The organism is Paenibacillus sp. FSL H8-0282 (genome assembly GCF_037963825.1).
Taxonomy (GTDB): domain Bacteria; phylum Bacillota; class Bacilli; order Paenibacillales; family Paenibacillaceae; genus Paenibacillus_AQ; species Paenibacillus_AQ odorifer.
In genome coordinates, this window is sequence record NZ_CP150146.1 from 1,445,510 (window position 1) to 1,461,403 (window position 15,894).

The window sequence follows — 15,894 nt, forward strand, 5'->3', positions numbered from 1 at the left end:
AATGTGTTGGAATACTATACAGAGTAAAATCAGGGTTTCTGACATTAACCAGACATAACTGTAACATGCTATGTCATGGAAAGCGGTTACTTGCTAAAAAGTGCAAATTATTATTGACCTGAGGTCATTTATGCACTGGATTTTAGATTTTATTGCAGTTATAATTTGAACTAATGGAATGTCCAAGCAGAACACAGAAGACATCCAATATTTTAAGGGGGATTACATTCAATGAAAAAAGGTTTAAAGCTATCTCTTGCAATGTTGCTGTCTCTTACAGTCGTTTTGACAGGCTGTGGAAACAACAATAACAACGCCGCTAAAGGTGAAACTAATGCAGGAACAAACGCACCTAAATCCGATTTCAAATTTGGTATGGTTACTGACATTGGTGGCGTAAACGATAAATCGTTTAACCAATCCGCATGGGAAGCATTGCAAGCTCTTGAAAAAGAAACAGGTAGTGGCGTTAAGTACTTGCAAAGTAAATCAAATGCTGACTATGAGCCAAACCTTAACTCCTTCGTTAAAGATGGATACAATTTGACTTGGGGTATTGGTTTTGATCTTGGCGACGCAATTAAAAAAGTAGCTACTGAGAACCCAAATGCTAACTTGGCTATCATTGATAGCGTAGTTGAAGCTCCTAACGTAGCTTCCGTTACTTTCTCCGAAAATGAAGGTTCCTTCTTGGTTGGTGTGGTTGCTGGTCTGACTACAAAAACTAACAAAGTTGCATTCATCGGTGGTCTGGAAAGCCCTGTAATCAAACGTTTTGAAGCTGGCTTTAAAGCTGGTGTAGCAGCAGTTAACCCTTCAGCTAAAGTAACACCTACTTATGCTGGTGGTTATGACAAACCAGACGTTGGTAAATCTCTTGCGGCTACATTGTATAACGACGGAAACGACATTATCTTCCCTGCTGCTGGACAAACAGGAAATGGCGTATTCAACGAAGCTAAAGCTCGTAACAAAGCAGGCGGTACTAAAGTATGGGTTATTGGTGTAGATAAAGACCAATCCATCGAGTTTGGTACTGACGTTACTTTGACTTCCATGATCAAACGTGTAGACGAAGCTGTTCTTAAAGTTTCTAAAGAAGTAATTGACGGTACGTTCAAGGGTGGTACTACAACCGTTCTTGGTCTGAAAGATAATGGTGTAGGTATTTCTGATACTAAGGACAACGTTTCTGAAGAGATCCTGGCTAAAGTTGAAGAATACAAAAAACAAATCATTGATGGAACAATCACTGTTCCTTCCGAGTAATAGTTAGTCTCCATTTATTGCATTACAATAAGGATCAAAGAATAAGGCCGGTGTTGTGCTGGCCTTATTCCTTGTTAAAGCACTGGTTATGATAAGAGGAACATAGATATACCGCCTTACAAAGGGCGGTACATCCGTGTCTATAAGGTAGTTATATATTCTGTGATGAGGGTGATTCCATGAGTGCTGCGGCTCCTGTCGTAGAGTTGAAGCAAATCACAAAACGCTTTCCCGGTATTGTTGCTAACGATTCCATTAGTTTGACGCTTAAAAAGGGTGAAATCCTTGCATTGCTTGGTGAGAATGGTGCAGGCAAGTCCACTTTAATGAACATTGTATTTGGATTGTATCAACCGGATGAAGGCAGTATTGAAATCGACGGGAAACCGGTTATTATTGATAACCCCAATAAAGCTATTGAGCTTGGTATTGGTATGGTTCATCAGCATTTCAAGCTTGTGGAGCCTTTTACGGTGACCGAGAATATTGTTCTTGGGATGGAGCCAAAAAAAGGTCTTAAAATTGACTATAAATCCGCTGCGGAACAGGTTCGGAAGCTATCGGAGCAATATGGCCTGCAAGTGAATCCAAATGCCGTTATTCATGACATTTCGGTAGGTATGCAGCAAAGGGTAGAAATTATGAAGACCCTGTACCGTGGAGCGGATATTCTCATATTTGATGAGCCGACCGCAGTACTTACGCCTCAAGAAATTACGGAACTCATGGCGATTATGAAGCGGCTTGTTGCAGAGGGAAAATCCATTATTTTGATCACGCATAAGCTTAAAGAAATCATGCAAATATCTGATCGGGTCACCATTATTAGACGTGGGAAAGTAATTGATACTGTGAATACCGCAGAGACCAATCCTAATGAGCTAGCTGAAAAAATGGTTGGGCGTGGCGTAACTTTTAAAGTGGACAAGAAAGCTCCTGAGGTTGGCCAATCTGTACTCAAACTGAAGGATGTCAGCAGTAAGAGTAAAGACGGGGTCTCCGTACTGGATGGTCTTAGCTTTGAAGTTAAAGCAGGGGAAATTCTCGGGATTGCTGGCGTAGATGGCAATGGACAAAGTGAGTTGATCCAGGCCATTACAGGTCTGCGCAAAATTGATTCGGGTTCGATAACCGTTTCTGGCAATGAAATTGCTAATTTATCACCGCGGAAGGTTTCAGAGATGAATGTCTCTCATATTCCTGAGGACCGTCACAAGCATGGATTAGTGCTTGATTTCACCATGAGTGAGAATATGGTTTTGGAAACCTATTATAAGAGTCCTTACAACAAAAATGGCTTTTTGCAAAATGATGTCATTGATAAGTACGCAGCGAAGCTTATAGAGCAATTTGATGTACGTACACCTTCAATAGAGACCAAAGCCCGTTCTTTATCCGGCGGAAATCAACAGAAAGCGATTATTGCGCGGGAAATAGATAAAAATCCGACATTGTTAATTGCCGCACAACCTACGCGCGGTTTAGATGTTGGGGCTATCGAATTTGTTCAGAAGCAACTCATAGCTCAGCGTGATCAAGGAAAGGCTGTTCTACTTATTTCCTTTGAATTGGACGAGATTATGAACGTCTCTGACAGAATCGCTGTTATCTATGAAGGGAAAATTGTCGGTGAAGTGTTCCCGCAAGATACGAATGATCAGGAACTGGGTCTTATGATGGCAGGCAGCTTGCAGCGGGGAGGTAAGGCAGTTGAATAAGTTCAAAAAAATCTTCACAACTGACAGCTACATCGTTCCTCTGGTTGCCATCGTGCTTGGTTTTCTTGTGGGAGCAATAGTTATGCTTCTGGGCGGTTATGATCCGATAACTGCTTACTCCGCACTGTTCAAACGGGTGTTTGGTAATTTGTATAACTTTGGTGAAGCTGTGCGCGAAATGACACCATTAATGCTCACCGGGCTAGCCGTAGCTTTCGCATTCCGTTCAGGGATGTTTAATATCGGGGCAGATGGCCAAGTAATGATTGGTATGACAGCGGCAACAGTGGTGGGTATTAAGATGGCAGGTCTGCCATCCTTCCTGCTTGTCCCGCTTGCTGTAATTATTGCGGGTGTCTGCGGTGGTTTATGGGCAGGGATCGCTGGCTATTTGAAAGCAAAACGTGGAATTAACGAAGTTATTACCACAATCATGTTAAACTGGATTGCTCTTTACCTGTCGAATTATATCGTTAGAAACTTTTTGTTGCTTCCAGGACAAAATCGTTCCGAGGATATTCCGGCCTCGCTTTCCATGACCTTTTTGAATTCGATATTTGATAATGCACGTCTACACTGGGGTACAGCTATTGCTCTTGCTGCAGCGGTATTCTTCTATGTGTACTTATGGAAGACCAAGCAGGGCTACGAAATGCGTGCAGTTGGTTACAATCCACATGCTGCCGAATATGCAGGGATGAATGTTGGACGTAACGTTATGAAGGCAATGTTCATAAGTGGTGTATTCGCCGGTCTGGCCGGAGCAGGAGAGGTGCTTGGTGTATTCCATTATCAAGCTATTTTCGCGGCATCGCCAGGATATGGATTTGATGGTATCGCTGTTGCTCTTCTTGGTTTAACACATCCACTTGGTGTTATTCTGGCTGCGATTCTCTACGGTACGCTGACTTATGGTTCTGCGGGTATGAGTTTTGCTGCAGATGTTCCACCAGAGCTTATTCGTATCGTTATTGGTTCAATCATATTCTTTATTGCGGCACAAGGGATTGTGCGCTGGGTGCTTAAGCCCTTTTACTTCAAGCGCAAGAAAGAGAAGGTGTTATAGATGGATCTGCAGACGTTAGGTCAACTGCTTAATACAACGCTTGTTTTTTCCACAGCGCTCATTTTTGCCTCACTTGGCGGCATCTTCTCTGAACGTTCCGGTGTCGTAAACATTGGACTTGAAGGTTTGATGATGTTTGGTGCCTTTGCGGCAGCAGTAGGCGGTTATTATGCTCAGGACGCTGGAATGGGCGAATGGGCTCCTTGGGTTGGTGTACTCTGTGCTATAGCTGTTGGTGTGCTAGGCTCACTAATTCATGCGGTTGCATCTATAACCTTTAAATCTGATCAGACGATTAGTGGTACGGTTATTAACTTTTTAGCTGCAGGAAGCACGCTCTATATGGTAAAGCTCCTGTTTGATGGATCTGCTGAAACTCCGATCATTGATGGGTTTAGCAAGGTTGCAATTCCTGGGCTCTCCAAAATCCCAGTGATTGGTGAAGGGATTTTTAATTCCTATCCTACAACTTATCTGGCCATAATACTGGTCATCGTTATTTATTTGGTTCTGTTTAAGACGCCATTTGGATTGCGTTTGCGTGCAGTAGGTGAGCATCCAAGTGCTGCAGATACACTGGGTGTAAAAGTTAATCGGATGAGATATATCGGTGTAATGTTGAGTGGATTGATGGCGGGTATTGGTGGAGCTACAATCACTTTAACAACAACCGGAACCTTTGGACATAATACAATCTCTGGTCAAGGTTTTATCGCCATTGCAGCGATGATCTTTGGGAAATGGAATCCACTTGGTGCCTTTGGTGCAGCGGTATTCTTCGGATTCTCCCAAGCGATTCGCAACTATGTTCAATTGTATGAGTGGTCACAAAATATTCCTCAAGAGTTTATCTTTATGATCCCTTATGTACTGACTATCATCGTGCTGGTAGGGGCTGTAGGCCGTTCCTCTGCTCCTAAGGCATTAGGACAGCCATACGATCCTGGTAAGCGATAGACATGTAACTATTCAAAGCCGTATTTCCGGTCTTTTCCCGGAAATACGGCTTTTTTATTAGGATCAGCAAGGATAAACATTGAGGCAGGAGGGCAAGTGTACAGGCGAAGGTCCTTTCCATCGAATAGACTGTTTTGTAGATGATGCAAATGAGAGGCGTACAAAACATTTAGGAGGGGATCATATGACTAAGCCAGTTACGAAGAAGCAGGTTATGAGACTCGTAGGTAAGCAGATCATTGCAGTAAAAAAGGACGGTACTCAGGTGTCAGGGAAACTGCTTCGTGTATCCGGAAATCGTCTGATATTACAACGCGTAAGTGGTAAAAAAGTACAAACCAAAGCAATCATTCCTTTAGTGTTGTTTGATTTGCTAGCTATTGGTACAGCACCTTATGCTTTTGGTGGTGGCTATGGCGGTGGAGCGCCTTATGGCGGAGGTCCTGGCTATGGCAATCCTTATGGAGGTTACGGGTACGGAGGCACACCCTATCCACCTTTCGGATTCTTTTAAGTTCAGTTGAAATTTGATTTAACTAGATGAACCTTTTCTCCAATTCGTAACAGAAGCTTAGGGATTGATAACGGGCTACGCTGTAGCCCAATTTTTGATAAAAGGCAAGAGCTGCTGTGTTTCCTAAATCGACGGATACCTTAGCCCGATGACATCCGCGTGATAGTGCAAATCGTTCTGCTCGATCCATGAGCATATTCCCCAAGTGTTTGCGCCGTGCTGCGGGTGCTATGGCTAACATATCGATATAAAGTAAATCACCATGCAGCAGGAAATGGACAAACCCCATTGGATCACTCTCATAGTCGGGACAGGCGACTAAGGTGATACCGTGTCCCAGACGACGGGGGATATCTTTTTTGATTTTGGCAATTTCAGTCTTTGGCAAATGAGATAATGGTACAAGCTGTCGCTCGATTAAATCAAGGATAATGACGTCATCCTGCTTGGGTCGACGATAACGGATCATAGAGCGCCCCCTTTCTACGCATTGTCGTACATCATATGTCGGGAGCATGGTGGGGGTTCCCAGCACGTAGAAGTAGGAGTTGTGACAATATTAAAAATAAGGGTATTGACTTATCCATGTTAGGAATCATATAATGTGTCTAAACATTTTATCGAACATACATGTATCGGCAATGATGAGGACGAAGTTTTAAGGGCTCTTTTGCTCAGAGAGTGTGAGGATCTGCTGCAACCTCCACCGAAATCCCTTATATACGAGCTCACCTCGGAGCTGTTTTCCTGAAAGGTCCACTGGCTAGAGTGGTGGAATTATTAGGGGAAATCGTTTAGTCCGCGTTAGGGACTTCAGGTTACAGAGATTAGGGCCCTTGCCTACATCGATGGATTTTTGTATACCTGATAAGGCGTTGCATCGCGAGATGTAATGCAAACATGGGTGGTACCACGGAAGATCAACCTTTCGTCCCTCACGCGCTAATACTGTGCGTGGGAGGCGAAAGGTTTTTTTGTTTTATAAGGAACCATTTGCTGATGTATAAAGGACGGTCCGTCATTTGCATAATGAATGTTAAATATCGGAGGAGGAATACTGATGAGCGCGCAAATACCGGAATTACGGTCTACTGAGCAGTTAAAAGAAAAATGGATGGAGCCGGAGGTCATTTCCGGTTCCGAGATATTACTCCGCAGCCTTGTATTAGAAGGTGTAGACACTGTATTCGGATATCCGGGTGGAGCTGTACTGTACATCTATGATGCATTGTACGGTTTTACGGATTTCAATCACGTGTTAACACGTCATGAGCAAGGTGCTATTCATGCAGCTGACGGTTACGCTAGAGCAAGTGGCAAACCAGGGGTATGTATAGCTACCTCAGGTCCCGGAGCAACGAATCTTGTAACAGGTATTGCTACAGCATATATGGACTCCACTCCATTGGTTGTAATCACAGGTAACGTATTCTCCAGCCTGATCGGTACAGATGCTTTCCAGGAAGCAGACATTACCGGGATAACGATGCCAATCACTAAGCATAGCTACTTTGTAAGAGATGTTGAGGATCTCCCGCGTGTTATACATGAAGCTTTTCATGTGGCGAATACCGGTCGTAAAGGTCCAGTGTTGATCGATATTCCGAAAGACGTGTCAGCAGCGAAGACGTTGTTCACACCAGTGAAAACAGTGAATCTTCGGGGCTACAATCCTTGTACAGTTCCAAACAAACTGCAGCTTGATAAATTGGTTCGTGCGATTGCGGTTGCTGAACGTCCGATCATCATTGCAGGTGGTGGAGTTATTTACTCCGGAGCACATGAAGCTATGTTCGAATTCGTGAAACGGACAGAGATTCCAATTACTACAACCTTGCTGGGTCTCGGAGCTTTCCCTAGTGCAGAAGAACTTTGGATGGGAATGCCGGGTATGCATGGTACGTATACCGCGAATAATGCGATCCAACAGTGCGATTTGCTCATTAATATCGGTGCACGTTTTGATGACCGTGTTACTGGCAGACTGGACGGCTTCGCGCCAAAAGCCAAAATCGTGCATATCGATATCGATCCTGCAGAAATCGGGAAAAATGTATCGCCTGATATTCCGATTGTAGGCGATGTAAAAACTGTATTGGAAATGCTGAATCCTGAGGTTGGCCGCGCATCTAATGCTGATGCTTGGAGAACACAGATTGCTCAGTGGAAGCTAGATCAGCCGCTTCGGTATAAGGATTCAGAAACAGAGCTTAAACCACAATGGGTGATTGAAATGATCAATGACACCACTAAAGGTGAAGCGATTGTTACAACGGATGTTGGTCAGCATCAAATGTGGGCTGCACAATACTATAAGTTCAATCATCCGCGTTCATGGATTACTTCAGGCGGTCTTGGAACGATGGGCTTCGGATTCCCGTCAGCTATCGGTGCACAGATGGCACATCCTGAACGGCTGGTAGTATCCATTAATGGTGATGGCGGCATGCAAATGTGTTCCCAAGAGCTAGCGATATGTGCGATTAACAATATACCAGTCAAAATTGTAGTAATTAACAATCAGGTGCTTGGCATGGTTCGCCAATGGCAGAATCTTATCTATGATAAACGTTACAGCTTTACAGACCTCGCAGGCAGTCCGGACTTCGTTAAGCTGGCTGAGGCCTATGGTGTAAAAGGTCTACGGGCGACGAATAAGGAAGAAGCACGTGATGCATGGCAGAAAGCACTGGAAACACCGGGTCCAGTATTGGTAGAATTCGTTGTTCCAAAAGACGAGAATGTCTATCCGATGGTAACTCAAGGTTCAACCATCGATCATATGCTGATGGGGGATGAATAACAGTGACAAGACATACGATTTCTGTACTCGTAAATGACCAGCCGGGTGTGCTTCAACGGGTGTCGGGTTTGTTCGGTCGCCGCGGATTTAATATTGAGAGTATAACGGTTGGCCAGTCTGAAGAGGTTGGATTGTCCCGGATGGTTATCGTTACTCTTGGAGACCAGCATACGCTTGAACAAATCGAGAAGCAGCTCTACAAGTTAATTGATGTAATTAAAGTCGTTGATCTTGGATCTAAGCCCATGGTTGCTCGTGAGCTGGCTCTGATTAAAGTGAATGCTGATCCAAGTGAGCGTCCGGAAATTATGGGCGTTGTAGAAACCTTCCGGGCTTCAGTTGTTGATATTGGTAGCACTACATTGTTAGTACAGGTAGTTGGAGATACAGTGAAGATTGATGCGATGATCGAGCTTTTGAAACCTTATGGAATCAGAGAACTGTCTCGCACGGGTATTACGGCTATGGTACGCGGTAACTCTTAAATATTTTATTTTGCGACTTTAACGGATTACTGCTTGATTGCATTAATCTGATATGATATGAATGAACTTCCCGCTAAAGAGCGGGAGCTTGAGGAGCAGCTAGATCTTCTATGATTCCAGTTCTCTTGAAGCACCCGCTCTTTATGATGGGTCTCAAATTAAAGGAGGATATTGACAATGGCAGTTACAACGTACTATGAACAGGATGCAGAACTTAGTGTATTAAAAGGAAAGACAATTGCGGTAATCGGGTACGGTAGCCAAGGACATGCCCAAGCACAAAACCTGCGTGACAGTGGTCTTCAAGTTGTCATCGGTCTTCGTGAAGGTAAATCTTTTGAAACTGCGAAAAATGACGGTTTTGAAGTATTGCCAGTAGCTGAAGCAGTATCCCGTGCAGATGTTGTGCAAATCCTAATGCCAGATGAAACACAGGCTTCGGTATATAAAAATGAAGTAGAACCAAACCTCAAAAAAGGCGCAGCTTTGATGTTCTCCCACGGCTTTAACGTACACTTTGGACAAATCGTTGCTCCTAAAGATGCAGACGTGCTGCTTGTAGCACCAAAATCTCCAGGTCACATGGTTCGTCGTACTTATGTTGAAGGCTTTGGCGTTCCTGGCTTGATTGCTATCGAACAAGATGCAACTGGAAAAGCTAAAGAAATCGGTCTTGCTTATGCAAAAGGTATCGGCTGTACACGCGCAGGGGTTATCGAAACTTCCTTCCGTGAAGAAACCGAAACTGACTTGTTCGGTGAACAAGCTGTACTTTGCGGTGGTGTATCCGCACTGATCAAAGCTGGCTTCGAAACATTGACTGAAGCAGGATATGCTCCTGAGATGGCTTACTTCGAATGTCTGCACGAATTGAAGCTGATCGTTGACATGGTATACGAAGGCGGATTGTCCAGCATGCGCGATTCCATCAGTAACACTGCTGAGTACGGTGACTATGTAACTGGACCACGCATTGTAACTGAAGATACTAAAAAAGCTATGAAAGCTGTTCTGACAGATATTCAAGAAGGTAAATTCGCTCGTGACTTTATCCTTGAGAACCAATCCGGACGTGCTTTCCTTACCGCTACTCGCCGCAACGAAGCTGCTCACCCAGTAGAAGTTGTAGGTAGCCAATTGCGTGAAATGATGCACTGGATTAAGAAATAATCATAATCATACTTATGATTAAATAGTATTACCTTCAAATGCGGCCGTGACTTTGCGAGCCGCATTTGAGAGTTTCAGCACAATTTTTGGGAGGTGCTTAGCATGCGGAAAATTTATGTGTTCGATACGACACTGCGAGATGGAGAGCAGTCACCAGGTGTGAACCTCAACACGCGTGAGAAAGTGGAGATCGCTTACCAGTTAGAGAAGCTGGGAATTGATCGCATGGAAGCGGGTTTTCCTGCAGCTTCTCCAGGTGATCTAGCTTCTGTTAATGCGGTGGCAAGAGCTGTGAAGAACGTCACGGTAATCGGCCTTTCTCGTTCTAGAGAGACAGATATTGATGCTGTAAAAGAAGCACTACAGGGAGCGCAGGACCCTTGTATTCATATTTTTCTGGCTACATCTCCTATTCACCGCCAGCATAAGCTACGGATGGATAAGGCTCAGGTGCTGGAAACTGCACAGTCTGCTATCCGATACGCTAAAAAATATTTCCCTAAGCTCGAGTTTTCATTAGAAGACGCGGGACGTACGGAGTATGATTTCATGGCTGAAATGGTCGGCATGGCTATCCGGGAAGGCGCTAATGTTGTTAATATCCCGGATACTGTAGGTTATTTGAATCCTTCGGAGTACGGAGCTATCTTTAAATATCTAAAAGAGAATGTGCCTGATATTGAACGCGTACAGCTTAGTGCCCATTGTCATAACGATCTTGGTATGGCTACAGCAAATACGCTGGCTGCGATTCAGAATGGTGCAGATCAGATCGAAGGAACGATCAACGGTATCGGTGAACGTGCCGGGAACACAGCGATTGAGGAAGTTGCGCTAGCGCTTGAGACACGGGCTGAATTTTTTGGCGCAAAAACATCGCTTACGTTATCCGAGATCTCTCGCACAAGCCGTCTGGTCAGCAAGCTGACAGGTATGGTGGTTCCAGGGAATAAAGCGATTGTAGGAGCTAACGCATTTGCTCATGAATCGGGTATTCACCAGGACGGGATGCTGAAAGAGAAAACTACCTACGAGATCATGACACCGGAGACTATTGGACTTAAAGAGAGCAAGCTGGTACTCGGCAAACACTCTGGACGGCACGCTTTCCGCGATAAGTTGAGTGATCTTGGGTATGATTTGTCCGAAGAAGAGCTGAACACCGCTTTTTCTAGATTTAAGGATTTGGCAGATAAGAAAAAAGAAGTATCAGATGAAGACATTTTGGCTTTGATTGAAGAGAAATTAATTGATACGCCAGAAGTCTTTAAGTTGCAAACGATGTTCGTTACTTATGGTAATGAAGCTGTTCCAACCGCCAAGGTTATTATTGCGGGTCCGGAAGACCAGCCGATTGTAGCTGAGGCCGAAGGTAATGGTTCAGTAGATGCCATCTACAATGCTATTGATAAAGCCACGAATGAGGAAGTTACCCTTGGAGATTATTCGATTAAATCGGTCTCCCGTGGTAAAGATGCGCAGGGTGAGGTTCATGTGGTGCTTTCGCAGGGAGAAGTAGCTGCACAAGGCCGTGGACTTAGCACCGATATTCTAGAAGCAAGTGCCCGCGCTTATATTGATGCGCTGAACAAGCTTCTGGAGAAGCGTAAGACTTACACCAAACGTGATCACGCTAGTCTATAAGATGTACAATGTTATTTTTATTTTCCACTAAGTAGTAAATACGACAGGGATATGCGAGTTATTGCGCATATCCCTGTTTTTTTTTGCAATAAAAAGATCTCCAAGACTGCAATAGGACGCTGTTCAGATTATGTATAGATGGACTATTTACAATAGTTGTTAGGTTGCAAATTTATATCATGAGAAAGAGTCAAGGAGGTTAATGCGGGGGAGTAGAGTACGGGATTCAAAGGATAAAGCTTAGGAAAAGCACGATAAACGGAGTGATAAAGGAGGCATTTTTAATAATGTTATCAAAAAAGAAAATTAGCGCATTGCTCGTAGTATTCTTGCTTGTGACGCAATGGGCTTACAGCTTTGGCTTTGGAGTCAATTCGCAGGCATATGCGAGTGGCAACGGTACTGTAATTGGAGATGACCTCATTACTAGTGTTACGCTTGCTGTATACACTGATGATAAATACACAAATACGGTTACAGAAAGCGTATATGAACTTGATTCCTATTCGGAATTGAACTATACATGGTCACTTCCAGATGGGCATGGATATAAGGATGGGTCCACCTATACCTTTGATCTTCCAACACAGTTTGAACTTTATAACGATCTGAATGGTGATCTTATTTTTGACGATGAGCCTGTAGGGACTTATACCGTCGACAAAAATACTAACCGCGTTGTATTTACATTTAATGCTTATATCGAAACCCACGATAAAGTGGGAGGGACTTTCTCCGTTAGGTCGCTTTTGAGCTCCAAGAAAATTACAGGCTCCACGAAGCAAACCCTGATTTTCCCGATACAAGGCGGTACTCAGACCATTGAGCTTAATTTTAAGCCGAAGGTTAGCTCTACTATAGAAAAAGACGGTTCGCCTAAACCGCAGTATTATAACCCAACAAGCATCGCTTGGACGGTTGATGTGAATAAGGCACTGGAAAGCGTAAAAAATGCAGTGGTCACAGACACACTCCCTGCGGGATTATCACTGAATACGGTATCTATTGCTGTTTATGAGCTTGATGTGAAGGTCGATGGGACTGTGAGTCTTGGCAATCTAGTGGACAGCAGCAAGTATGATGTGACAGGATCCACTTTGGGAGAGTTAAAGCTGAAATTTGCGGATAACCCGCTTACTAAAGCTTACCGGATTGGCTTCTCTACGGATATTACTGGTACTGGTGTAGATGCGAAAACCTTTTTGAATGAGGCAGTCTTAACAGGAGATAACGGATTTTCTAAAAAGGCTAGCACTACAGTTACAGTAGGACGTGGCAAACCACTATCGAAAGAGTCCACCAATTACGATGCAGCGAATCAGGTGATTTCCTGGGCTGTTAATTTCAATTACAATGAAAAAACAATTTTAGCGGCAAATGCTATTTTGAAGGATACATTCAATAACACTCAAGATCTAATTCTCAACTCGGTTAAAGTTTATCCTGTAACGATCGACAGTAATGGCAACGGGGTTAAAGGCGCGGAAATCGCTTCAAGCGAATATACAATAACTCCAACAACTGCAACGGGATTAAATGGTTTTGATCTGAAATTTAACAATGATATAAATTCTGCCTACCGTATTGAATATCAGACAAAGGCAAATGGCAGAGTATTTGATGATGGCAAGATTACGAACAAGATTACTTATGATGGAAAAACAGAAACGGGTTACAGTGATATCAAGCAGCAAATTCTCCATAAAAATTATAGCAACGTTAATTATGCGACTAAGACCCTCGATTGGACTATCCAAATTAACGATGACAGCAAGACTATGGAAAATCTAGTGGTGACAGATACTTTTGGCAATGCTGGATTAAAGCTTGTCCCGGGTACATTAAAGGTTCAACCAACTAAAGGTGGAACTGCTACCGTCCATAGTGTTGTTTACAATGCACATGATCCGGTTGCAGTAAACGATGGATTTGTGATTACTTTTAATGCGCCGATAAATGAGCCTTACACAATTACTTATACAACAAGCTTTAACTATGATTGGCTGGCTCCGGGCAAAACTCAATTCACTAATACAGGTGCACTCGATTGGAAAGAAATGGTTAATGGGGTGCAGGAGTCTAAGCATAAAGAAGCGACCGTAACCTTTAATCCAAGAGATGAGGTTAAAAACAATGGGAAGAAGAGTGGTTCCTACAATGCTGTAACTAAGGAAATCACTTGGAACATTGGGGCTAATTATAATCAGAAAACGTTAAACCAAGCTCAACTGGTTGATACCATTTCAGCTGGCCAAGTTGTAAATATGGATTCTGTGAAAGTGAATAAATGGGAGTATGGAAAGGATGGAAATCCTTCTCCTCAAGCTAGTGTGAATTCCGCGGACTATAAAGTGGAGCTGGATGGCAGTGAGCTTAAGGTGACATTTAATAAAACGATTAATTATGCGTTCTACGTCACTTTCAAAACAACGTTCGCGGATCAAGCGATTGATTCAAATGAAATTAAAAATACAGCTACGTTATATGACGGTGCGAAAGTAGAGTCCGCTAAACTGCAAGCTTCTGTTAATATCCCTCAGGGCGGGGAATACGTTAACAAAGAAGGTGCGCAGGATGGCAATAAAATACATTGGACGGTTTACATCAACCGTAACCAATCTTTTGTAAAAGAAGCGGTAATTACGGATATTCCAAGCGACAATCAAATCCTGCTGTCCAATACATTCCATGTCTACAAAACGAAAGTTGCAAGTAATGGGGATGTAACATCGACCAACCAAGAATTGGTGAGTGGTACAGATTATAAGCTGGAAATCACTACGGATAATGACGGAAAAGAAAGCTTTAAGCTTAGTTTCCTGAAGGATATTTCCGAAGCTTATATTTTGAAATATGACTCCCTGATCACAGCACAAAACAATGATAAGGTAACCAATAAGGTTAGTTTCGATGGTAAAAACATCAAGGTAGTTCCAGGTGTAAGCACCGAGGAAATTATCGTTAAGCTCTCTAGCGGCTCCGGCACAGGAAGCGGCGTAAGAGGACCGTTGACGATTACCAAAGTAGAAGACGGGAATACGAGTAAGGTGTTAAGTGGGGCCGTTTTTGATCTGTATCGGGTAGTTGATGCCGATAAGATCTGGATTAAGGAAGGCACTACGGATACAAACGGGATACTTGAATTTACCAAACTGACAGGTGGGAAATATATATTAATTGAGAAAACAGCGCCTGCTGGTTATGTTCTTGATCAAACACCACATGAAGTGACTATTTCTTCGACGACAGGGATAAGCCTTGAGGTAAAAAACAAAGTTCCGACACCAACAGCAACGCCTATACCGACCGTAACGCCCGCACCAACGGTAACACCAACGCCAGCGCCAACAGCAACACCAACGCCAGCGCCAACAGCAACGCCAACGTCGACACCGACAGCAACACCAACGTCGACGCCGACAGCAACACCAACGTCGACGCCGACAGCAACACCAACGTCGACGCCGACAGCAACACCAACATCGACACCAACAGCAACACCAACGTCGACGCCGACAGCAACGCCAACGTCGACACCGACAGCAACACCAACGTCGACGCCGACAGCAACGCCAACGTCGACACCGACAGCAACACCAACGTCGACGCCAGAGGAACCGACAGGTCCTATCTGGACACCATCACCGACACCGGAAGTAGTCGTTACTTCTACACCAACAGCAACACCAGTTGTGGTGGCAACACCTTCGCCAACACCGATGGTAACGCCAGTGTCGACGGCAACGCCAACGGTTACGCCAACAGCTACTCCAAGCCAGCCTGTGGCAACTAGTACGCCTGTTGTTCCGCAGGTAACTCCACCTGTGCAGAAAGAGATTACCAATGAAGATGTTCCTATTGAAGGTGAAATTCCACTTGGGGGAGTGCCAAGCTTGGGAGATGAGCCGGGACATGGTAAAGTGACTATTACTAAGGATGGCAAATGGGTCTACACACCTGATCCGGGCTATATTGGTAAAGATAAGTTCACCATTATTGTTACAGATGAGAATGGTAATGAAGAAGAAATCCTCATAGAGATTGATGTGGAGGAAGTACCAAAGGGTACAGTTACTGAGCCGGGAAATAACAGCAATAAACCGACTCAGCTTCCGAAAACAGGAGAAGACAGCGCGTTTCCGATCTACTTGGCTGGTGGAAGTCTGGTGCTTTTAGGGTTTGTATTAACAAGACGATTCAAACGTAATAACTAGGAAGGTAATAATAAAGACACCCGGTTTTATCCGGGTGTCTTTATTATGTCTTGA

General features: G+C 43.9%; 11 protein-coding genes. 10 read left to right on the forward strand and 1 reads right to left on the reverse strand.

The features are described from left to right. Positions 1–231 precede the first annotated feature (231 nt). The 5 genes from NST94_RS06340 to NST94_RS06360 all read left to right on the forward strand — a co-directional run bounded on the left by NST94_RS06340 (position 232) and on the right by NST94_RS06360 (position 5,524). Positions 232–1,269: a BMP family ABC transporter substrate-binding protein gene (locus NST94_RS06340; protein ID WP_339281787.1), complete on the forward strand. Its 1,038-nt coding sequence runs from the start codon at positions 232–234 to the stop codon at positions 1,267–1,269. Positions 1,270–1,448: 179 nt separating this feature from the next. Further along, positions 1,449–2,987 carry an ABC transporter ATP-binding protein gene (locus NST94_RS06345; protein ID WP_036679500.1) on the forward strand — a complete coding sequence of 513 codons (1,539 nt, stop codon included), beginning with the start codon at positions 1,449–1,451 and terminating at the stop codon, positions 2,985–2,987. Further along, positions 2,980–4,053: an ABC transporter permease gene (locus tag NST94_RS06350; RefSeq protein WP_076107269.1), complete on the forward strand. Its 1,074-nt coding sequence runs from the start codon at positions 2,980–2,982 to the stop codon at positions 4,051–4,053. The genes NST94_RS06345 and NST94_RS06350 overlap by 8 nt, the downstream gene beginning before the upstream one ends. Further along, the gene (locus NST94_RS06355) at positions 4,054–5,010 is read left to right on the forward strand and encodes an ABC transporter permease (RefSeq protein WP_036679496.1); all 957 of its coding nucleotides are present in this window, start codon (positions 4,054–4,056) and stop codon (positions 5,008–5,010) included. A gap of 184 nt (positions 5,011–5,194) precedes the next feature. Next, positions 5,195–5,524: a hypothetical protein gene (locus NST94_RS06360; RefSeq protein WP_076302182.1), complete on the forward strand. Its 330-nt coding sequence runs from the start codon at positions 5,195–5,197 to the stop codon at positions 5,522–5,524. 22 nt (positions 5,525–5,546) lie between these two features. Here the strand turns inward: NST94_RS06360 and NST94_RS06365 are convergent, their stop codons facing one another. After that, positions 5,547–5,993 (reverse strand): GNAT family N-acetyltransferase, encoded by a 447-nt coding sequence (locus NST94_RS06365; RefSeq protein WP_036679492.1) that lies wholly within the window; start codon positions 5,991–5,993, stop codon positions 5,547–5,549. Between the two features lie 591 nt (positions 5,994–6,584). Here NST94_RS06365 and ilvB point away from each other — a divergent pair. The 5 genes from ilvB (at position 6,585) to NST94_RS06390 (ending at position 15,840) form a co-directional block, all read left to right on the forward strand. Continuing rightward, complete coding sequence (gene ilvB, locus NST94_RS06370) at positions 6,585–8,327, forward strand: biosynthetic-type acetolactate synthase large subunit (protein ID WP_036679490.1); 1,743 nt, start codon at positions 6,585–6,587, stop codon at positions 8,325–8,327. Further along, complete coding sequence (gene ilvN / locus NST94_RS06375; protein ID WP_170914191.1) at positions 8,324–8,812, forward strand: acetolactate synthase small subunit; 489 nt, start codon at positions 8,324–8,326, stop codon at positions 8,810–8,812. The genes ilvB and ilvN overlap by 4 nt, the downstream gene beginning before the upstream one ends. 177 nt (positions 8,813–8,989) lie before the next feature. Beyond that, entirely contained in the window at positions 8,990–9,982 is a 993-nt protein-coding gene (gene ilvC / locus NST94_RS06380) for a ketol-acid reductoisomerase (protein ID WP_036679485.1), read from the forward strand. Positions 9,983–10,084: 102 nt separating this feature from the next. Continuing rightward, positions 10,085–11,626 carry a 2-isopropylmalate synthase gene (locus NST94_RS06385; protein ID WP_038569217.1) on the forward strand — a complete coding sequence of 514 codons (1,542 nt, stop codon included), beginning with the start codon at positions 10,085–10,087 and terminating at the stop codon, positions 11,624–11,626. Positions 11,627–11,913: 287 nt separating this feature from the next. Beyond that, positions 11,914–15,840, forward strand: coding sequence for a collagen binding domain-containing protein (locus NST94_RS06390; protein ID WP_339281788.1), 3,927 nt, complete (start codon positions 11,914–11,916; stop codon positions 15,838–15,840). Positions 15,841–15,894 lie beyond the last annotated feature (54 nt).

Excerpts from the sequence above, each read along its gene's own strand:
- NST94_RS06390 (WP_339281788.1), top strand. The coding sequence starts at position 11,914 with ATGTTATCAAAAAAGAAAATTAGCGCATTGCTCGTAGTATTCTTGCTT.
- NST94_RS06365 (WP_036679492.1), bottom strand. The coding sequence starts at position 5,993 with ATGATCCGTTATCGTCGACCCAAGCAGGATGACGTCATTATCCTTGAT.
- NST94_RS06360 (WP_076302182.1), top strand. The coding sequence starts at position 5,195 with ATGACTAAGCCAGTTACGAAGAAGCAGGTTATGAGACTCGTAGGTAAG.
- NST94_RS06340 (WP_339281787.1), top strand. The coding sequence starts at position 232 with ATGAAAAAAGGTTTAAAGCTATCTCTTGCAATGTTGCTGTCTCTTACA.
- NST94_RS06355 (WP_036679496.1), top strand. The coding sequence starts at position 4,054 with ATGGATCTGCAGACGTTAGGTCAACTGCTTAATACAACGCTTGTTTTT.
- NST94_RS06345 (WP_036679500.1), top strand. The coding sequence starts at position 1,449 with ATGAGTGCTGCGGCTCCTGTCGTAGAGTTGAAGCAAATCACAAAACGC.
- NST94_RS06385 (WP_038569217.1), top strand. The coding sequence starts at position 10,085 with ATGCGGAAAATTTATGTGTTCGATACGACACTGCGAGATGGAGAGCAG.
- ilvC (WP_036679485.1), top strand. The coding sequence starts at position 8,990 with ATGGCAGTTACAACGTACTATGAACAGGATGCAGAACTTAGTGTATTA.
- ilvB (WP_036679490.1), top strand. The coding sequence starts at position 6,585 with ATGAGCGCGCAAATACCGGAATTACGGTCTACTGAGCAGTTAAAAGAA.